Annotated in this window: 19 protein-coding genes and 1 pseudogene; 17 read left to right on the forward strand and 3 right to left on the reverse strand. The window is 59.7% G+C overall.

Annotated elements, in window-relative coordinates:
- Positions 1 to 129: 129 nt before the first annotated feature.
- Complete coding sequence (locus AC07WS_RS03800; RefSeq protein WP_494727780.1) at positions 130 to 2,115, reverse strand: phosphoethanolamine transferase; 1,986 nt, start codon at positions 2,113 to 2,115, stop codon at positions 130 to 132.
- A 291-nt stretch (positions 2,116 to 2,406) separates the two neighbouring features.
- Here AC07WS_RS03800 and rpsL point away from each other — a divergent pair, with 291 nt between their 5' ends.
- From rpsL to AC07WS_RS03835, 7 genes and pseudogenes are all read left to right on the forward strand, one after another.
- Entirely contained in the window at positions 2,407 to 2,790 is a 384-nt protein-coding gene (gene rpsL, locus AC07WS_RS03805) for a 30S ribosomal protein S12 (protein WP_008444270.1), read from the forward strand.
- A 148-nt stretch (positions 2,791 to 2,938) separates the two neighbouring features.
- A complete protein-coding gene (gene rpsG, locus AC07WS_RS03810; RefSeq protein ID WP_008444271.1) occupies positions 2,939 to 3,409 on the forward strand; it encodes a 30S ribosomal protein S7 in 471 nt (156 codons plus the stop codon).
- A gap of 114 nt (positions 3,410 to 3,523) precedes the next feature.
- A complete protein-coding gene (gene fusA / locus AC07WS_RS03815; RefSeq protein ID WP_161099789.1) occupies positions 3,524 to 5,629 on the forward strand; it encodes an elongation factor G in 2,106 nt (701 codons plus the stop codon).
- Positions 5,630 to 5,698: 69 nt separating this feature from the next.
- Positions 5,699 to 6,889, forward strand: coding sequence for an elongation factor Tu (gene tuf / locus AC07WS_RS03820; RefSeq protein WP_117012690.1), 1,191 nt, complete (start codon positions 5,699 to 5,701; stop codon positions 6,887 to 6,889).
- A gap of 126 nt (positions 6,890 to 7,015) precedes the next feature.
- Positions 7,016 to 7,333, forward strand: coding sequence for a 30S ribosomal protein S10 (gene rpsJ, locus AC07WS_RS03825; RefSeq protein ID WP_117014469.1), 318 nt, complete (start codon positions 7,016 to 7,018; stop codon positions 7,331 to 7,333).
- 347 nt (positions 7,334 to 7,680) lie between these two features.
- The gene (locus AC07WS_RS03830; RefSeq protein ID WP_494727781.1) at positions 7,681 to 10,470 is read left to right on the forward strand and encodes a TonB-dependent receptor plug domain-containing protein; all 2,790 of its coding nucleotides are present in this window, start codon (positions 7,681 to 7,683) and stop codon (positions 10,468 to 10,470) included.
- A gap of 123 nt (positions 10,471 to 10,593) precedes the next feature.
- Positions 10,594 to 11,430: pseudogene (locus AC07WS_RS03835) on the forward strand (DUF817 domain-containing protein); the annotation flags it as partial.
- A gap of 152 nt (positions 11,431 to 11,582) precedes the next feature.
- Here the strand turns inward: AC07WS_RS03835 and AC07WS_RS03840 are convergent.
- Together AC07WS_RS03840 and AC07WS_RS03845 are read right to left on the reverse strand one after the other, a co-directional pair.
- A complete protein-coding gene (locus tag AC07WS_RS03840; protein WP_494727782.1) occupies positions 11,583 to 12,368 on the reverse strand; it encodes a PEP-CTERM sorting domain-containing protein in 786 nt (261 codons plus the stop codon).
- Positions 12,369 to 12,392: 24 nt separating this feature from the next.
- Positions 12,393 to 13,118, reverse strand: coding sequence for a PEP-CTERM sorting domain-containing protein (locus AC07WS_RS03845; protein WP_494727783.1), 726 nt, complete (start codon positions 13,116 to 13,118; stop codon positions 12,393 to 12,395).
- Between the two features lie 313 nt (positions 13,119 to 13,431).
- Here AC07WS_RS03845 and rplC point away from each other — a divergent pair, with 313 nt between their 5' ends.
- The 10 genes from rplC to rpsQ are packed head-to-tail and all read left to right on the forward strand — an operon-like array spanning position 13,432 to position 18,171.
- The gene (rplC, locus tag AC07WS_RS03850) at positions 13,432 to 14,088 is read left to right on the forward strand and encodes a 50S ribosomal protein L3 (protein ID WP_020704370.1); all 657 of its coding nucleotides are present in this window, start codon (positions 13,432 to 13,434) and stop codon (positions 14,086 to 14,088) included.
- Between the two features lie 3 nt (positions 14,089 to 14,091).
- Positions 14,092 to 14,712 carry a 50S ribosomal protein L4 gene (gene rplD / locus AC07WS_RS03855; protein ID WP_117014458.1) on the forward strand — a complete coding sequence of 207 codons (621 nt, stop codon included), beginning with the start codon at positions 14,092 to 14,094 and terminating at the stop codon, positions 14,710 to 14,712.
- Entirely contained in the window at positions 14,709 to 15,023 is a 315-nt protein-coding gene (gene rplW / locus AC07WS_RS03860; RefSeq protein WP_090325850.1) for a 50S ribosomal protein L23, read from the forward strand. Before rplD ends, rplW begins: the two co-directional genes overlap by 4 nt.
- The gene (rplB, locus tag AC07WS_RS03865) at positions 15,023 to 15,850 is read left to right on the forward strand and encodes a 50S ribosomal protein L2 (RefSeq protein WP_008444293.1); all 828 of its coding nucleotides are present in this window, start codon (positions 15,023 to 15,025) and stop codon (positions 15,848 to 15,850) included. The genes rplW and rplB overlap by 1 nt, the downstream gene beginning before the upstream one ends.
- A gap of 10 nt (positions 15,851 to 15,860) precedes the next feature.
- Positions 15,861 to 16,136, forward strand: a complete 276-nt coding sequence (gene rpsS, locus AC07WS_RS03870; RefSeq protein WP_008444295.1) for a 30S ribosomal protein S19 — start codon at positions 15,861 to 15,863, stop codon at positions 16,134 to 16,136.
- Positions 16,133 to 16,465 (forward strand): 50S ribosomal protein L22, encoded by a 333-nt coding sequence (gene rplV, locus AC07WS_RS03875; protein WP_176362469.1) that lies wholly within the window; start codon positions 16,133 to 16,135, stop codon positions 16,463 to 16,465. The genes rpsS and rplV overlap by 4 nt, the downstream gene beginning before the upstream one ends.
- A gap of 10 nt (positions 16,466 to 16,475) precedes the next feature.
- Complete coding sequence (rpsC, locus tag AC07WS_RS03880; protein ID WP_008444300.1) at positions 16,476 to 17,279, forward strand: 30S ribosomal protein S3; 804 nt, start codon at positions 16,476 to 16,478, stop codon at positions 17,277 to 17,279.
- Positions 17,280 to 17,281: 2 nt separating this feature from the next.
- On the forward strand, positions 17,282 to 17,701 hold the full coding sequence (rplP, locus tag AC07WS_RS03885) for a 50S ribosomal protein L16 (RefSeq protein ID WP_008444302.1): 420 nt from the start codon (positions 17,282 to 17,284) through the stop codon (positions 17,699 to 17,701).
- 12 nt (positions 17,702 to 17,713) lie between these two features.
- Complete coding sequence (gene rpmC, locus AC07WS_RS03890) at positions 17,714 to 17,905, forward strand: 50S ribosomal protein L29 (RefSeq protein WP_019923486.1); 192 nt, start codon at positions 17,714 to 17,716, stop codon at positions 17,903 to 17,905.
- Positions 17,902 to 18,171: a 30S ribosomal protein S17 gene (rpsQ, locus tag AC07WS_RS03895; protein ID WP_008444314.1), complete on the forward strand. Its 270-nt coding sequence runs from the start codon at positions 17,902 to 17,904 to the stop codon at positions 18,169 to 18,171. The genes rpmC and rpsQ overlap by 4 nt, the downstream gene beginning before the upstream one ends.
- The last annotated feature ends 167 nt before the right edge of the window (positions 18,172 to 18,338 follow it).

Consider the following 18,338-nt stretch of genomic DNA (forward strand, 5'->3'; position numbering starts at 1 on the left):
AACCCATCTAACAACGCTTGTCAGGTCAATTCTGAGTTACCACGCGTGGGGGCTCTTGAATTTCAACCGGCACGCCACGTCCGCGCCGGTTTTTTCATCGCCCGCGATGATCAGGCCGGCGCCGGCCCATCACTTCTCCTGCTTCAGCGGCTTGCCCTTGTCGATCACCTCGCGGCAGTCGCCCTTGAAGCTGGCGTTGTCGTAGTTGCTCCAGCCGTAGCTGTCGACGTAGCGCTTGTGCTGCTTGAACTGTTTGTTGACGAAGCTCCACTCCAGCCGCTCGTCGTCGTACGCGATGTCGCCCAGGTCCAGCAGCGTGTGGAAGATGTTCTCCGTCGCCAGCCGCGCCTTGCGGTGGCGCACCAGCTGCTTGACCTTCTCGGGGTAGCGGTCCTTGTATTCGTCCGAGTACCACACCATCGCCGGCACGTGGAATTCGAACTGCGTGTTGTGGCCGTGGAAGGCGAGGTTGCAGCTGTTGTCGTACAGCGTCTGGCCGTGGTCGGCCACGTAGACCATGGCGCCCAGCTGCTGCGTGTCCTTCAGCTGGCGGATCACCTGCGACAGGAACCAGTCGGTGTAGAGTATGGAGTTGTCGTAGCTGTTGTTGAGCTGCGGCTTGATCTTGGTGTCGGTGTAGACCGGCTTGTCGACGCCGAACAGCGACGGCTGCCATTTGTCGAAGGCCTTCGGGTAGCGCTGGCTGTAGTTCCAGTGGTTGCCCAGCGTGTGCAGCACGATCAGCTTTTTCGGCGCCGGGTCGGCGATGGCGTGCTGCAGCGGCTCCAACAGGATCTGGTCGAAGTTGGAGTTGTTGGTGAAGCCGCCCAGGTTCATGAACTGGATTACGTCCGCCTCCTTGGCGAACACCGACACCGGCGTGTCGAACTGGCCGAACGAGATCTGGTTGGACAGCCACCAGGTCTTGAAGCCGGCTTCCTTATAGGCGGTCAGGAAGGACTTTTCCGAGAAGCCGTCCTTCAGGCTCTGCATCGAAGGCTTGCGCGAGATGATCACCGGCACCGACAGCCGCGTGGCCGACACCGCCGTGATCACGTCCGGCAGCGTGACCAGGTTGGCTTCCTGCTTGAGCAGCGGGGTGGTGTCGCGCGCGTAGCCGTTGATGCCCCAGCGGTCGTAGCGCGACGATTCGCCGATCACCATGATGACGATTTCCGGCGTGTCGTTCTTTTGCGGCTGGTGCGCCTTGAAGGTGAAGCTGCTGCTGCGCCGGCCCAGGTCGGCCAGGTATGCGCGCTCCTTGTAAAAGTCGACGCCGCGCGCGCTCAGGCCGAACGGCCACGACGAGGCGAAGTCGTCGAAGCCCAGCGGCGAGCGCATCCACCAGGGCAGCTGCGCCAGCGTCCAGCCGCTGCGGCCGGCGCCGGCAATGGCGGCGTGCTCGGGCGAGCTGTCCTCTTCGGCGTCTTCCTCTTCCTCGGCGGAGGCGTCGTCGCTGCCCGGGGCATCGCTGGCGTCAACCGAGGCGGTGACGCCGGCCTGGCTGGGCGCCGAGCCGGTCGCCGAACCGATGGCCGAACCCGGCGCCGAGCCGGCCGGCCCGGCGCTGGCCGGCTTGGACGCGCCAGCGGGGACGGCCTTCTGCGCCGGCTTGGCGCGCACGCCGAACTCCCAGCCGTAGAGCCACAGCGCGGTGATGGCCGCCAAGATCAGCAGCGCGATCCAGCGCGACTTGCCGCGCCAGGCCAGCATGGGGCTGCGGCGCGCGGCCACCTGCACCGCGATCCACCAGGCGATCACGGCCAGCATCACCGCGCCCATCAGCCACACTTTGCGGCCGAGGAATTCCATCGCCTCCCTGGGGCTGGTCTCGGCGATGATGCCCAGGTGGTGGGTGGAGATGCCCTGGCCGTAGTAGATGAACAGGTAGATCTCGGTGGGCAGCGCCAGGAAGGCCGGGATCAGCAGCCAGTGGAACCAGGCCGGGCGCTGCAGCACGCCCCACACCGCGACCCAGGCCAGCAGCTCGACCAGCAGGATGTGGCCCAGTTCCGGCACCTGCCGTCCCAGCAGCAGCGGCACGCAGGGCACCAGCGACAGCAGCAGATAACTGGCAAGGACAAACAGCGGGGCGGGGCGCAGCAAAGATCGCATAGGGAAGAATAATGAGAGACAGTCTGCTATTATCAAGTGTTTCCCGACCTTTCAGCTAGTGTTTGCATGCCTGCCGAGGCCGCATTCCGCCGCGAAATAGATTGACTGGTGTCCCAACCACGTCTATACTCGCGAGTTCTCAATTTATTCTGCACATCGTATACGCTGTTTCAGGCCGCTCCTTGCGAGTGGCTATTCGCGCCTCCGTTGTGCCCGTAGATCGGGACGAGGTTTTAGTCGCCGGACAGCTGTCCGGGTTATTAATGTTGTAATTTTGTTGGGTTTATAACGATGCCAACCATCAATCAACTGATTCGCAATCCACGCGTCGCCCTGACCGTGAAAAGCAAATCGCCGGCGCTGGAAAACAGCCCGCAAAAGCGCGGTGTTTGCACCCGTGTGTACACCACCACTCCTAAGAAGCCTAACTCGGCTCTGCGTAAAGTGGCCAAAGTGCGTCTGACCAACGGTTTCGAAGTCATTTCGTACATCGGCGGTGAAGGCCACAACCTGCAAGAGCACAGCGTTGTTCTGCTGCGCGGCGGTCGTGTAAAAGACTTGCCAGGTGTGCGTTACCACATGGTTCGCGGTGCACTGGATACCCAGGGCGTTAAAGACCGTAAGCAAGCTCGCTCGAAGTACGGTACCAAGCGTGCCAAGCAAGCCAAGAAGTAATCTGCATTAAAAGTTTTCGCTCAGTGGCAGCTAACTAAGTGAATGTAATCGACCGCAGTGGTCGAGTAAGTGGATGGCTATGATGGCCCTCCGCGAGAGTGCGAATCCCATATCTGCGCACCTCAACTGAAGATTGAAAGGAATTGATATGCCACGTCGTCGTGAAGTACCCAAGCGCGAGATTCTGCCGGATCCAAAATTCGGCAACACGGATGTCGCCAAGTTCGTGAACGTTCTGATGCTGTCCGGTAAAAAATCGGTCGCAGAAAACATCATCTACGGTGCCTTCGAGCACATCGCCGCCAAGTCGGGCAAAGACCCGCTGGAAGTGTTCGCTACCGCGATCAACAACGCCAAGCCACTGGTTGAAGTCAAATCCCGTCGCGTCGGTGGTGCAAACTACCAGGTGCCGGTCGAAGTGCGCCCAGTGCGTCGTATGGCCCTGTCCATGCGCTGGCTGCGTGAAGCTGCCAACAAGCGCAGCGAAAAATCCATGCCACAACGCCTCGGCGGTGAGCTGATGGAAGCGGCCGAAGGCCGTGGCGGTGCAATGAAGAAGCGTGACGAAGTTCACCGCATGGCTGAAGCGAACAAGGCGTTCTCGCACTTCCGCTTCTAATAAAATCGGCCAGGCCCGTCGTGGCCTGGCTGTTATCCGTTGTTCGAGGCCGGGCTCATTTTTGTCAGCAAAAATGGCGCTCGGTTTTGTCCATTAAACGATTTAGGATTAATTATGGCCCGCAAGACCCCCATCGAGCGCTACCGCAATATCGGTATCTCCGCTCACATCGATGCAGGTAAGACCACCACCACCGAGCGCGTTCTGTTCTACACGGGCGTGAACCACAAGATCGGTGAAGTTCACGATGGCGCCGCCACCATGGACTGGATGGAGCAGGAACAAGAGCGCGGCATTACCATTACCTCGGCAGCGACCACCTGCTTCTGGAAGGGTATGGCTAACAACTTCCCTGAGCACCACATCAACATCATCGACACCCCGGGCCACGTTGACTTCACCATTGAAGTTGAACGCTCGATGCGCGTGCTGGATGGCGCTTGCATGGTTTACTGCGCAGTGGGCGGTGTACAGCCTCAGTCGGAAACCGTATGGCGTCAGGCCAACAAGTACAAGGTGCCACGTCTGGCCTTCGTCAACAAGATGGACCGTACCGGCGCCAACTTCTTCAAGGTCTACGAGCAGATGCGCGCTCGCCTGAAGGCCAACCCGGTTCTGATCCAGATCCCGATCGGCGCTGAAGAAAACTTCAAGGGCGTGATCGACCTGGTCAAGATGAAAGCCATCATCTGGGACGACGCTTCCCAGGGCATGAAGTTCGACTACGTCGATATCCCTGCAGAGCTGGCCGATTCGGCCGCCGAGTGGCGCGAGAAGATGGTTGAAGCCGCTGCTGAAGCGAACGAAGACCTGATGAACAAGTACCTGGAAGAGGGCGACCTGTCCGAAGCCGAAATCAAGAAAGCGCTGCGCGACCGCACCATCGCTTCCGAGATCGTGCCGATGATGTGCGGTACCGCTTTCAAGAACAAGGGCGTACAGGCCATGCTGGACGCGGTCATCGAGTTCCTGCCATCGCCGCTGGACATCGACGACGTCAAGGGTACCGACGAGCACGACGAGCCTGCCACCCGTAAAGCTTCCGACGAGGAGAAATTCTCGGCGCTGGCGTTCAAGATCATGACCGACCCGTTCGTTGGCCAGCTGGCCTTCTTCCGCGTGTACTCCGGCATGATCAACTCGGGCGACACCGTGTACAACTCGGTCAAAGGCCGTAAAGAGCGTCTGGGTCGTATTCTGCAGATGCACGCCAACCAGCGCGAAGAGATCAAAGAAGTGCGCGCCGGCGACATCGCCGCCGCGGTTGGTCTGAAAGACGTGACCACCGGCGAAACCCTGTGCGATCCGACCTCGATCATCACCCTGGAAAAAATGGTCTTCCCAGAGCCAGTGATTCAACAGGCTGTGGAACCAAAAACCAAGGCTGACCAGGAAAAAATGGGTCTGGCACTGAACCGTCTGGCTCAGGAAGATCCTTCGTTCCGCGTCAAGACCGACGAAGAGTCGGGCCAGACCATCATCGGTGGTATGGGCGAGCTGCACCTGGAAATTATCGTCGACCGCATGAAGCGCGAATTTGGCGTGGAAGCGACCGTCGGCAAGCCACAGGTTGCGTACCGCGAAACGATCCGCAAGACCTGCGAAGAATCCGAAGGCAAGTTCGTCAAGCAGTCGGGTGGTCGTGGTCAATACGGTCACGTGGTTCTGAAGATCGAACCGCAAGAACCAGGCAAGGGCTTCGAATTCGTTGACGCGATCAAGGGCGGTACCGTTCCTCGCGAATACATCCCTGCGGTGGAAAAAGGCGTGCGCGGCACCCTGAACACCGGCGTTCTGGCTGGCTACCCAGTGGTCGACGTCAAGGTCACGCTGTTCTTCGGTTCGTACCACGACGTGGACTCGAACGAAAACGCGTTCCAGATGGCCGCTTCGATGGCATTCAAAGAAGGCTGCCGCAAAGCGTCGCCAGTCATTCTGGAGCCGATGATGGCTGTGGAAGTGGAAACGCCGGAAGACTACGCCGGTACCGTGATGGGCGACCTGTCGTCCCGCCGCGGTATGGTGCAGGGCATGGACGAAATCCCAGGCGGCGGTGGCAAGATCATCAAAGCTGAAGTGCCTCTGTCGGAAATGTTCGGTTACTCGACCACCCTGCGTTCCGCAACGCAAGGCCGTGCGACCTACACGATGGAATTCAAGCACTACTCGGAAGCGCCTAAGCACGTTATCGACGCGATCGTTACCGCTAAAGCTAAGTAATTGGTATCTATTGCCGCCGGGGAGATCCTCCGGCGGCAAATTTAAAACATTGTTCTAAGGAAGAATAAAATGGCAAAAGAGAAATTCGAACGGACCAAGCCGCACGTCAACGTCGGCACCATCGGCCACGTCGACCACGGCAAGACCACCCTGACCGCTGCGATCGCAACCGTTCTGTCGAAGAAATTCGGCGGCGAAGCTAAAGCCTACGACCAGATCGACGCTGCTCCAGAAGAAAAAGCACGCGGCATCACCATCAACACCGCACACGTCGAGTACGAAACCGCTGGCCGTCACTACGCTCACGTTGACTGCCCAGGCCACGCCGACTACATCAAAAACATGATCACCGGCGCGGCACAGATGGACGGCGCGATCCTGGTTTGCTCCGCAGCCGACGGCCCAATGCCACAGACCCGCGAGCACATCCTGCTGGCCCGTCAGGTTGGCGTTCCATACATCATCGTGTTCCTGAACAAGTGCGACCTGGTCGACGACGCAGAGCTGCTGGAACTGGTTGAAATGGAAGTGCGCGAGTTGCTGTCGAAGTACGACTTCCCAGGCGACGACCTGCCTATCGTTAAAGGTTCGGCCCGTATGGCGCTGGACGGCGACACCGGCCCAATGGGCGAGCAGGCCATCATGGCTCTGGCCGAAGCACTGGACAGCTACATCCCTACGCCAGAGCGCGCAGTGGACGGCGCCTTCCTGATGCCAGTGGAAGACGTGTTCTCGATCTCGGGTCGCGGCACTGTGGTGACCGGTCGTATCGAGCGCGGCATCATCAAGGTCGGCGAAGAGATCGAAATCGTCGGCATCAAAGACACCGTCAAGACCACCTGCACCGGCGTGGAAATGTTCCGCAAGCTGCTGGACCAGGGTCAAGCTGGCGACAACGTTGGTCTGCTGCTGCGCGGCACCAAGCGTGAAGACGTGGAACGTGGTCAAGTTCTGGCCAAGCCAGGCTCGATCAAGCCGCACAACCACTTCACCGGCGAGATCTATGTTCTGTCGAAAGACGAAGGCGGTCGTCACACCCCGTTCTTCAACAACTATCGTCCACAGTTCTACTTCCGTACGACTGACGTGACCGGTTCGATCGAACTGCCAGCGGACAAAGAAATGGTTATGCCAGGCGATAACGTGTCGATCACCGTCAAGCTGATCAACCCGATCGCGATGGAAGAAGGTCTGCGCTTCGCAATCCGCGAAGGCGGCCGTACCGTTGGTGCTGGCGTTGTAGCCAAGATCATCGCTTAATTTTTAAGCGTGATTGAAACAGGGCCGGCATGGTGTGATACCATGTCGGCCCTGTTGTACGAAAACCGTTCTTTTAAATATTGCTGACGCTACATAGTTGTCAGTTCGCTCTTTCGAGGAAATATCATGTCCGTTACCAATCAAAAAATCCGTATCCGCCTGAAGGCTTTCGACTACAAGCTGATCGACCAGTCCGCACTGGAAATCGTTGACACCGCCAAGCGCACCGGCGCCGTGGTCAAGGGCCCAGTCCCACTGCCAACCCGCATCCAGCGTTTCGACGTTCTGCGTTCGCCACACGTCAACAAGACCTCGCGCGACCAGTTCGAAATCCGCACCCACCAGCGCCTGATGGACATCGTCGACCCAACCGACAAGACCGTTGACGCACTGATGAAGCTGGACCTGCCAGCTGGCGTCGACGTCGAAATCAAGCTGCAATAATCGCTTTCAAGCCGGCCGGCGGAGCTGTTTTTCCGCCGCCAGCTGATGATGGGGCCGGGCCTGTTCGCAATCGCGAGCGCGCCCGGCCCCATTGTCGTTTATGCCACCATTCGCGCGGCAACTGTTCCGAAAAACAACAAACCCAGCAATAAACTAACTAAACGGTAATGTAACGTTCTGTATCGCTTGTGCATGCACCAATGATGTGCGAAATTTACGCCAGACGTGAAAAGCTAGGTTCATCTCCACCCCCGATGAGCGATAGCGAACGCGCAGATTAAATACACCACATCTGGGAGCAGTTCTTGAAAAACACACTTTTTAAAAAAAGTGCGATCGCACTCGCATTGACCGTCGCTTACTCACAGCACGCCTACGCTCAGCAAGCCGCTGAAGCCGAACCTAAACTCCAACGCGTCGAGATCACCGGTTCCAGCATCAAGCGGACCACGCTAGAAGCGGCCGGCTCGGTGCAGATCATGAGCCGCGACGACATCGAGCGCACCGGCGAGCACACCGCGCTGGGCCTGCTGCGCTCCGCCTCCGCCACCAACACCAGCATCAGCTCGGCAACGAGCAGCTCGGGCAGCTTCGCCACCGGTTCGTCCGGCGTCAGCATGCGCGGCCTGGGCAAGGCATCGACGCTGATCCTGGTTAACGGCCGCCGCATCGCCCAGTACGGCCTGGCCGACGGCGCGCAGGAAAACTTCACCAACCTGGACGCGATCGCCACCGAAGCCATCGAACGCATCGAGATCCTGAAGGACGGCGCGTCCGCGATCTACGGCTCCGACGCGGTCGCCGGTGTGATCAACATCATTCTGCGCAAAGACTACGAAGGCGGCAAAGTCACGGTCAACTACGACACCGCCGACGGCTTCCAGGACAACCGCAACCGCAGCGCTTCGGCGATCTACGGCTACGGCGACATCGACAAGCAGGGCTTCAACACCTACCTGACCTTCGAAGGTTACAAGAGCGATGGCTTCACGCTCGGCGAACTGCGCGACAAGGTTCCTGCCTGGCACCGTCAGACTCCCGGCCGCTCGACCTGGGATGCCAAGAGCACCTACTCGCCGACCGGCAACTACTTCTTCAACAGCGCCAAGATCGTCGCCGCGCCTGGCTGCCCGGCCGACCAGATCGACCCGACCGACAAACTGTGCAAATGGGACGCGCTGCCGTATTCCGGCCTGGCGACCAATGCCAAGCGTTATGCCGCGGTCAGCAACACCCATTTCAAGATCGGCGCCAACATCGACGCCAACTTCGAAATCACCAACGCCGGTGCCACCAACGACTACATCGTTGCGCCGCTGAGCGTCAGCAATGGCGTGGCGACCAGCACGTCCAATGTCTGGTATAACGCGATCGACGGCAAGATGGTCGGTCCATACTTCTATCCGAAACTGCCAGTCGGTAACAACGGCAATATCAACTCGCAGCCGACTGAACTGCGCGCGCGCCTGATGGACACCGGCGACGGCTTCAACTTCAACCGCACCGAGTCCGACCAGACCCGCGTCATGCTGGCACTGACCGGCAGCGTCGGCGACTTCGACTGGAAATCGGCGGCCGGTTACATGACCTCGTCGGCTACCAAGTCCACCCGTGCGGTGAGCAAGGACGGCTACACCAACGCGATCCTCAACAACACCTACAAGTTTGGCCAGAAGAACGATACGGCGCTGCTGGAATCGATGTTCCCGGTTCGTACCACCAAGGGTAAATCGAAGATCTCGTTCTTCGACGCCACCGTGTCCGGTTCGGTCGCTCAGCTGCCGGCTGGTCCGCTGAGCCTGGCCGTGGGTACCGACCTGCGCCGCGAGTCGTATGAGATGTCGAGCTCGGACAACGTCCTGCACGGCGATGTGGTTGGCGTCTTCGGCCTGCAGGTCAAGGACACCATCAGCCATTACGCGGTCTTCACCGAAGCGACCGTCCCGGTCGTCAAGAAGCTGGAACTGAGCGCCGCGCTGCGCGCCGACAAGAACAGCGGCTCGGACGCGCACGTTTCGCCCAAGGTCGGCCTGAAGTTCAACCCGACCGAAACCCTGCTGCTGCGCGCTACGGCATCGGGTGGCTTCCGCGCGCCGAATATCGTCGAATCCGGTAACGGCCTTGGCCGCAGCTCGGTCGCCACCAACGTCAACGACCTGCGTCGCTGCCCGATCGCCACCACGCTGAACAATCTGGTCCAGAATTCGCCGACCGCGACCACTTCAGACAAGGCGATCGCCAACACCTTCCTGAATAACGATTGCAAGGCAGCGCTGCCGAGCTTCGTGAAGTCGAATCCCGACCTGAAGCCTGAAACCTCGCGTTCGTACACGCTGGGCATGGTGTTCGAGCCGGTCAAGAACTGGACCCTGGCACTCGATTACTACAATATCGAGCGCAAGGACGAAATCGGCACCCGTACCACCGGCGACATTCTGAAAGGCGAAGCTTCGCTGCCAGCCGGCCAGCTGCTGCGCACGGATAACACCGCTGCCGACAGCGAGTTCCTGGCCCTGGTCAAGAAATACGTGCCGGGCAACACCACCAACTTCCAGGGCATCGGCAAGCTGGGCCTGGTCTACAACCCGTACGTCAACAGTGGCAAGACCAAGGCATCGGGCTTCGACTTCGACATGTCCGGTAAAGTGAAGATCCCGAACGTGGGCGATCTGCGCCTGAAGCTGGACGGCACCTACGCGCTGAGCTACAAGTCCTTCTTGGTGGCCGACAACGCCTACGGCATGAATGCGGCGGGCAACTATGACTCCGGCGGCGGTACCGGCGGCCCACGTCTGCGCACCAAGCTGCGTGCATCGATGAAATTGGGGCAGTTCGACCACGGCGCTACGCTGAACTACTCCGGCGGCTACAGCCTGAACAGCGACGATACGCCGGACTACTGCGCCGCCAACAAGGTGGCGCCGGAGAACATGGCTGCTTGCAGCCGCGTGCGTAGCACCACCACCGTGGACTACAACCTGGCTTACACCGGCATCAAGAACGTGAAGCTGAGCCTGTTCATCAACAACTTGCTGAACCAGGATTCGCCGATCAACTATCGCGACGGCTACGCTGTTGCGGGCAATCCGCTGCCGCTGTTCCGCACCTTCGGCGCGAGCGCTTCCTACACGTTCTAATCGCTTAGAACCTGTAGTGTGAAAAACCAGGCATCCGTGCCTGGTTTTTTTTCGTCCGTGGCGGCTGGACAGCGCTGCGCCGCAGCGGTAGAGTCGCTTGCCAAAAACTCAACCGTAATCACCATGCTCGCTGCGCTGGACCACCACCTGCTCGACCACTCCGCCCGTCCCGGCTTGCGCGGCTGGCCGCGCCTGGTGCGCGAATTCCTGTACTTCGGTGTGAAGGAGGCGAGGGCCTGCCTGTTCGTCGCGCTGTTCTTCAGTGCGGTGCTGCTGGTGCCGCGCGCCGGCGTGCTGGGCTTGCCCCGCTACGACCTGCTGCTGGTGGCGGCGCTGGCCATCCAGCTGGGGATGGTGTGGGCCGGGCTGGAGACCTGGGACGAGCTCAAGGCGGTCAGCCTGTTCCACGCGGTCGGCTTCGGGCTGGAAGTGTTCAAGGTGTCCGGGGCGATCCAGTCGTGGAGCTATCCCGACTTCGCCTACACCAAGCTGTGGGGCGTACCGCTGTTTTCCGGCTTCATGTATGCGGCGGTGGGCAGCTACATCATCCAGGCGTGGCGCCTGTTCGACCTGCGCATCCGCCATCATCCGCCGTGCTGGATGGCGGTGCTGATCGCGGTGCTGATCTACGTGAACTTCTTCACCCACCATTATATCGGCGACTACCGCTGGTACCTGGCGGCCTGCGCGCTGGGGCTGTACGCCCGCACCACGGTGGTGTTCCGGCCGCTGGACCGCGAGCGCCGCATGCCGATGCTGCTGGCCTTCGTGCTGATCGGCTTCTTCATCTGGCTGGCCGAGAACCTCAGCACCTTCTGGGGCGTGTGGCGCTATCCCAACCAGCTGGGCGCGTGGTCGGCGGTGCACGTGAACAAATGGAGCTCCTGGTCGCTGCTGGTGGTGATGACCTTCACCATCGTCGCCCACCTCAAGCACATCAAGGCCAGCGTCCACGTGCCCGAGCAGCAGGGCCGTCGCCAGCATCGCATAACCCTCCGGGTTCGGCACAGGAGTGGCCATCGCCGGCGGGAGGGCAGCCACGTGAAACTGCACGTGCTTGACGGACGGGTAGGGGCTGCAGCGGTGCCGCAGCCGGAATCCCGGTCTGGTCCTCAGCCTTGGCGCCGGGCCTGGCGACGCCGGGCCATCAATCCGATCAATGCCAGTCCAGCGCCCAGCATGGCGTAGCTGGCCGGTTCCGGGACCGGTAGTGGCGGCGCCGTGTCGATGACAGTGGAGCCGCCGTTGATGTCAAATCTCAGATTGACCGTCATTGCGGTATCGCTGACGTTGGCGTAAGCGAGCCAGAAAGGCAGGCTGCTGCTGTTGGCGGGGGCGGCGCCGTCGAAGCCGGAGTCCAGGTGATAGCCGCTCCACAAGCGGTCGTCAGTGAGCTCGACGGAGGCGCGGCTGGATGCTTTGAACAGCGCGTCGGCGTCGGCGGACTTGCTGGACCAGGCAGCTGCCTGACCGCTGACGGTGAACATCGAGTGGGCGCCGACGGTGATGACATACCACTGGCCCGCAGAAGCATAGGCCTCGGCGCGCGGTCCCAGGTCGCTATGGAGGTCGGACTGCGCGGCCATCTCGCCCAGCAGGCCCACTTGGGCGGAGGCGCTGTCGGCGCCGTGGCTGACCGCCGCCGTGACCGCTCCCGCTTGTTTGATGGATTTCCAGCTGGTCTGGTTGAAGGTGGCGCTGTAGATGCCGCCACGAGCGTTGGCAGACATGAAGCTGCTCTGGTACCAGGCAGCGACGCCGTCGGAGGGGGTGAGGTCGATCACGTCAACCGCGATATTGGTGAAGCTGGCGCCGGCGGCGGCGCTGGGTGTTGCGGCGGCGTGGAGCGCGGTCAGCGTCAGCAGCGCGCCGGATATGGCGAGTCGTATGGCTTTCATGGTGTCCTTTGGATCAGTCGGGGATTAGGTCGGGCTCTGGCCTTGGGCCTGGCGCCGGGCTTGGCGGCGGCGCACCAGCGGCACTGCCATCAGTCCGGCCAGGAGGAGCGCATAGGTGTGTGGCTCGGGAACCTGCAGCGCGTGTTGATAGTAGGTGTAGCCGCGCACTTCCACTATCAGATCCTGGGCGCCGTCGCCGGTATTGGCGAACGCCACCATAAAGTCGCGCTCCTTGCTGGCCACGGTGTTGCCGCCCCACGCAGAGCTGTACTGCTCGAACAGATAATGCGGGTATGGCGGCCCGCCGGCAGGGCTGATGAAGACGTCGGCGCTGACCGTGCCGTAGATGCGGTCGGGATCGGGGTCGCCGAAGCGGCTATCGGAAGTCAGCACATGGCCGCCCAGCGTCAGCGCCGAATGCGCGCTCAGGTTCACATGATAGAAGATGCTGCCGTAGCTGACGTTCTGGCCCGGCGGTTCGCTGGAAGCCTGGCCACCCTGGACCTTGATGGCGTCCAGTATGCCGTCGGCGTTGGCGCTGACAGTGGCGCCGGCCAGCCAGGTATCGGTCGATGTCAGGGTGTACTGGGCGGCCTGGCTGTCGTGAGGCGTGAGGTCGATGACGCCCAGTTGCAAGTGGCTGAATGCGGCAGTGCCGCTGGCACTGGCGTTGTTGGCGGACGCGCTGAAGCAGCACAGCAATAATGCGCTGGCCAGCAATGGCCTGGTCAAGCGTGAGAGGGGATGCATGGTGTCCTTTCTAGGGGGAAGCGGAGGGGCGCGCCTTTCATGCCAGCGCTCAGCAATGTTATCATATTTGAATTATAAAAAAGAAAATATACTCAACTGAACAATGCTTCGCCGTGCCTGCTGTAAGCGCCCGTCGCGGCGGAGAAATTCAGTGGCCCACAAACCCGACATACCTCGTATTAAGTTGTTGCGTCAAGGGTCTTTTCGCGCTACACTAGCCGGCTTCGGTATGGATTCGCCTTTTTATTGGTCCATACTAATTTTAGTAGTTCAACATATCCCCGCCCAATCGTAGGTGGGAATTGGAGAAAAAATGAGCCTTGGCCTTCTCGGTCGCAAGGTTGGTATGATGCGCATCTTCACCGATGACGGGGATTCGATCCCAGTCACCGTGTTGGACGTATCGAACAACCGTGTTGCGCAAATCAAAACTCCTGAAACCGATGGTTACACCGCGGTTCAGGTCGCATTCGGTCAACGTCGCGCTTCCCGCGTAACGAAGGCTGTTGCTGGTCACCACGCTAAAGCCGGTGTCGAAGCTGGTACTCTGCTGAAAGAGTTCCGCGTTGACGCAGCCAAAGCTGCTGAACTGAAAGCTGGCGACGTAGTTGCCGCTTCCCTGTTCGAAGTCGGTCAGAAGATCGACGTTCAAGGCGTCACGATCGGTAAAGGCTACGCCGGTACCATCAAGCGTCACCACTTTGCTTCGGGCCGTGCTACCCACGGTAACTCCCGTTCGCACAATGTTCCAGGTTCCATCGGTATGGCGCAAGATCCAGGCCGCGTGTTCCCAGGTAAGCGCATGACCGGTCACCTCGGTGACGTCACCCGCACTGTGCAGAACCTCGAAATCGCCCGTATCGACGCCGACCGTCAGCTGCTGCTGGTCAAAGGCGCGATCCCAGGCGCGAAAAACGGCCAGGTTGTGGTGTCGCCTGCTGTCAAAGTTAAAGCAAAGAAGGGAGCTTAAACGATGGAACTCAAGCTCTTGAACGCTCAAGGTCAAGCCGCCTCTAACGTTGCCGCCGCCGATACCATTTTCGGCCGTGACTACAACGAAGCCCTGATCCACCAAGTCGTCGTTGCTTACCAAGCCAATGCTCGCAGCGGCAACCGTAAACAAAAAGACCGTGAAGAAGTCCACCACACGACCAAGAAGCCATGGCGCCAAAAAGGCACCGGCCGCGCTCGTGCTGGTATGTCGTCGTCGCCACTGTGGCGCGGCGGTGGTCGCATCTTCCCGAACTCGCCTGACGAGAACTTCACCCACAAAGTGAACAAGAAGATGTATCGCGCAGGTATCTGCTCGATCCTGTCCCAGCTGGCCCGCGAAGACCGTCTGACGGTTATCGAAGACCTGACGATCGAAGCGCCAAAGACCAAGCTGCTGTCGCAAAAGCTGACCGGCATGGGCTTTGACTCGGTTCTGATCATCACCGACGTCGCCAACGAAAACCTGGAACTGGCATCGCGCAACCTGCCTAACGTACTGGTTGTTGAACCACGTCACGCAGATCCAATGTCCCTGGTGTTCTACAAGAAGATCCTGGTCACCAAAGCTGCACTGGCTAAGATTGAGGAGATGCTGGCATGAGCGCATTGAAATTTAGCGAAGAGCGCCTGATGAAGGTGCTGGTGGCTCCGGTCATTTCCGAGAAGGCCACCATGGTCGCGGAAAAGAACGAGCAGATCGTGTTCCGCGTCACCACCGACGCGACCAAGCCAGAAATCAAGGCCGCTGTTGAACTGCTGTTCAAAGTGGAAGTGGAATCGGTGCAGACCGTCAACCGCGAAGGTAAGCAGAAGCGTTCCGGTGCCCACACCGGCCGCCGCAACCATACCAAGCGTGCTTTCGTGTGCCTGAAACCTGGCCAGGAAATCAATTTCTCCGAGGAGGCTAAATAATGGCACTCGTTAAGATGAAGCCAACCTCCCCAGGCCGTCGCGGCATGGTGAAAGTTGTGAACCCGGACCTGTACAAAGGCCGTCCGTTCGCAGCCCTGGTTGAGAAAAAATCGAAAACCGCTGGCCGTAACAACAACGGTCACATCACCACCCGCCACATCGGCGGTGGCCACAAGCAGCACTATCGCCTGATCGACTTCAAGCGTCAGAAGGATGGCATTCCAGCGAAAGTGGAACGTATCGAATACGATCCTAACCGCACCGCGAATATCGCCCTGCTGTGCTACGCCGACGGCGAGCGCCAGTACATCATCGCCACCAAAGGCATGAGCGTTGGCGACACCGTGATGAACGGTTCGGAAGCGCCGATCAAGTCGGGCAACTGCCTGCCGATCCGCAACATTCCGGTCGGTACCGTCATGCACTGCGTCGAAATGCTGCCAGGTAAGGGTGCCCAGATGGCCCGTACCGCCGGCGCCGGCGTGGTCCTGATGGCCCGCGAAGGCACCTACGCTCAAGTGCGTCTGCGCTCGGGCGAAGTGCGTCGCGTGCACATCGAGTGCCGTGCAACCGTGGGTGAAGTCGGCAACGCCGAGCACAGCCTGCGTAAAATCGGTAAGGCCGGTGCGATGCGCTGGCGCGGTGTTCGTCCTACCGTTCGCGGTGTGGTCATGAACCCGGTCGATCACCCGCACGGTGGTGGTGAAGGTAAAACTGCAGCTGGTCGTCATCCAGTGTCGCCTTGGGGCCAACAGACTAAGGGTAAGAAGACCCGCAGCAACAAGCGTACTTCTTCCATGATCGTCTCGCGCCGCGGCAAGAAATAAGGGGTAGCACATGACTCGTTCATTGAAAAAAGGGCCGTTCTGTGACGCCCACCTGGTGAAAAAAGTCGAAGCCGCGCAAGCTGCCAAAGACAAGAAGCCAATCAAAACCTGGTCCCGTCGTTCGACCATCATGCCTGACTTCATCGGCCTGACGATCGCCGTCCACAATGGCAAGCTGCACGTGCCTGTGTACGTTTCCGAGAACATGGTTGGTCACAAGCTCGGTGAATTCGCGCTGACCCGCACGTTCAAGGGCCATGCCGCTGACAAGAAGGCGAAGAAATAATGGAAACCAAAGCTATCCTCAAGGGTGTGCGCTTGTCGGATCAAAAAGGTCGCCTCGTGGCTGACCAGATCCGCGGCAAGAAAGTTGACGCTGCACTCAACATTCTGCAATTCAGCCCTAAAAAGGGCGCGACCATCATCAAGAAAGTGCTGGAGTCGGCTATCGCCAACGCCGAGCACAATGATGGCGCCGACATCGACGAGCTGTTCGTGAAAACGATCTACGTCGAAAAGGGCCCGATCCTGAAGCGCTTCACTGCACGCGCTAAAGGCCGGGGCGATCGTATCTCGAAACAATCGTGTCACATCTACGTGACCGTCGGCAACTAAGGAGCTAAAAATGGGTCAAAAAATTCACCCAACCGGCTTCCGCCTGTCGGTTACCCGTAACTGGGCATCGCGTTGGTACGCTGGCAACAGCAACTTCGCTTCGATGCTGAACGAAGATCTGAAGGCGCGCGCCTACCTGAAGACCAAGCTGAAGAACGCTTCGGTCGGCCGCATCGTCATCGAGCGTCCTGCCAAGAACGCGCGCTTCACGATCTACAGCTCGCGTCCGGGCGTGGTCATTGGTAAGAAAGGCGAAGACATCGAAGTTCTGAAGTCGGCGCTGACCAAGATCATGGGCGTGCCTGTCCACGTGAACATCGAAGAAATCCGCAAGCCGGAAATCGACTCGCAGCTGATCGCCGATTCGATCGCCCAGCAGCTGGAAAAGCGCATCATGTTCCGCCGCGCGATGAAGCGTGCGATGCAAAACGCCATGCGTCTGGGTGCCCTGGGCATCAAGATCATGTCGTCGGGTCGTCTGAACGGTATCGAAATCGCTCGTAAAGAGTGGTATCGCGAAGGCCGTGTGCCACTGCACACCCTGCGCGCCGATATCGACTACGGCACCAGCGAAGCTTCGACCACCTACGGCATCATCGGTGTCAAGGTGTGGGTCTACAAGGGTGACCGCGCGCCGAACGGCGACGCACCAGTCATCGATACCCCACCGGACGAGAAGAAGCCACGTGGCCCACGTCGTGACGACGGCAAACCAGCTGGCCGTCCGCGCCCAGCCGGCGCCGGCGCCAAGCCAGCCGCTCCAGGCGCTCGTGTACGCACTGCCGCCAAGCCGGCCGAGAAAGCAGGAGAATAATCATGCTGCAACCAGCACGCAGAAAGTATCGTAAAGAGCAGAAAGGCCGTAACACCGGCATTTCGCACACCGCCGGCACTTCGGTGTCGTTCGGCGAGTTCGGTCTGAAGGCCGTTGCCCGTGGTCGTATCACGGCACGCCAGATCGAGGCAGCACGTCGCGCCATGACCCGTCACATCAAACGTGGCGGCCGTATCTGGATTCGCGTGTTCCCGGACAAACCGATCTCGAACAAGCCTGCCGAAGTCCGTATGGGTAACGGTAAAGGTAATCCGGAGTACTACGTCGCTGAAATCCGTCCGGGCAAAGTCCTGTACGAAATGGATGGCGTCGCAGAAGAACTGGCGCGCGAAGCATTCCGCCTGGCCGCTGCCAAACTGCCACTGGCGACCACCTTCGTGGTCCGTCAAGTCGGCCAATAACAGGAGTGAACTATGAAAGCATCTGAACTCCGCGGCAAAGACCAGGTAGCTCTGCAAAAAGAGCTGAATGACCTGTTGAAGGCACAGTTCGGCCTGCGTATGCAAATCGCTACGCAACAGCTGAGCAACACTTCGCAGCTCAAGAAGGTACGTCGCGATATCGCACGTGTAAAAACGGTAATGAACACGAAGGAAGCCAAATGACCGAACCAGTAAAGTCGCTCAAGCGCACCCTGATCGGTAAAGTGGTGTCCGACAAGATGGACAAGACCGTTACCGTTCTGATCGAACGTCACGTGAAACATCCTTTGTACGGCAAGATCATCGTCCGCTCGAACAAGTATCACGCGCACGACGAGACCAACCAGGTGAAAGCCGGTGACACGGTGGAAATCGTGGAAGGTCGTCCGATCTCCAAAACGAAGGCATGGACCGTGACGCGCGTGGTGCAAGCCGCGCAAATCGTTTAATTGAAGTCGTCGCCTCCGGTCCCCGGGCCGGGGGCGATTTTCAATTAGTTCTTGCAAGCCCGCGAGTTGTATGTAATACTTGCGGGCTTCGTTCATGTAACGCCGCAAAGTGTCTGGCCACAGACGCAGAACCGTGCGGTCAGTAGCAGTACGAAGGTCAAGCACCC

It is taken from the genome of Duganella sp. GW821-FHT01E12 (genome assembly GCF_059422325.1).

Bases quoted from the DNA above. Each gene is read 5' to 3' on its own strand.
- AC07WS_RS03800 (WP_494727780.1), bottom strand. From the start codon at position 2,115: ATGCGATCTTTGCTGCGCCCCGCCCCGCTGTTTGTCCTTGCCAGTTAT.
- rpsL (WP_008444270.1), top strand. From the start codon at position 2,407: ATGCCAACCATCAATCAACTGATTCGCAATCCACGCGTCGCCCTGACC.
- rpsG (WP_008444271.1), top strand. From the start codon at position 2,939: ATGCCACGTCGTCGTGAAGTACCCAAGCGCGAGATTCTGCCGGATCCA.
- fusA (WP_161099789.1), top strand. From the start codon at position 3,524: ATGGCCCGCAAGACCCCCATCGAGCGCTACCGCAATATCGGTATCTCC.
- tuf (WP_117012690.1), top strand. From the start codon at position 5,699: ATGGCAAAAGAGAAATTCGAACGGACCAAGCCGCACGTCAACGTCGGC.
- rpsJ (WP_117014469.1), top strand. From the start codon at position 7,016: ATGTCCGTTACCAATCAAAAAATCCGTATCCGCCTGAAGGCTTTCGAC.
- AC07WS_RS03840 (WP_494727782.1), bottom strand. From the start codon at position 12,368: ATGAAAGCCATACGACTCGCCATATCCGGCGCGCTGCTGACGCTGACC.
- AC07WS_RS03845 (WP_494727783.1), bottom strand. From the start codon at position 13,118: ATGCATCCCCTCTCACGCTTGACCAGGCCATTGCTGGCCAGCGCATTA.
- rplC (WP_020704370.1), top strand. From the start codon at position 13,432: ATGAGCCTTGGCCTTCTCGGTCGCAAGGTTGGTATGATGCGCATCTTC.
- rplD (WP_117014458.1), top strand. From the start codon at position 14,092: ATGGAACTCAAGCTCTTGAACGCTCAAGGTCAAGCCGCCTCTAACGTT.
- rplW (WP_090325850.1), top strand. From the start codon at position 14,709: ATGAGCGCATTGAAATTTAGCGAAGAGCGCCTGATGAAGGTGCTGGTG.
- rplB (WP_008444293.1), top strand. From the start codon at position 15,023: ATGGCACTCGTTAAGATGAAGCCAACCTCCCCAGGCCGTCGCGGCATG.
- rpsS (WP_008444295.1), top strand. From the start codon at position 15,861: ATGACTCGTTCATTGAAAAAAGGGCCGTTCTGTGACGCCCACCTGGTG.
- rpsC (WP_008444300.1), top strand. From the start codon at position 16,476: ATGGGTCAAAAAATTCACCCAACCGGCTTCCGCCTGTCGGTTACCCGT.
- rplP (WP_008444302.1), top strand. From the start codon at position 17,282: ATGCTGCAACCAGCACGCAGAAAGTATCGTAAAGAGCAGAAAGGCCGT.
- rpmC (WP_019923486.1), top strand. From the start codon at position 17,714: ATGAAAGCATCTGAACTCCGCGGCAAAGACCAGGTAGCTCTGCAAAAA.
- rpsQ (WP_008444314.1), top strand. From the start codon at position 17,902: ATGACCGAACCAGTAAAGTCGCTCAAGCGCACCCTGATCGGTAAAGTG.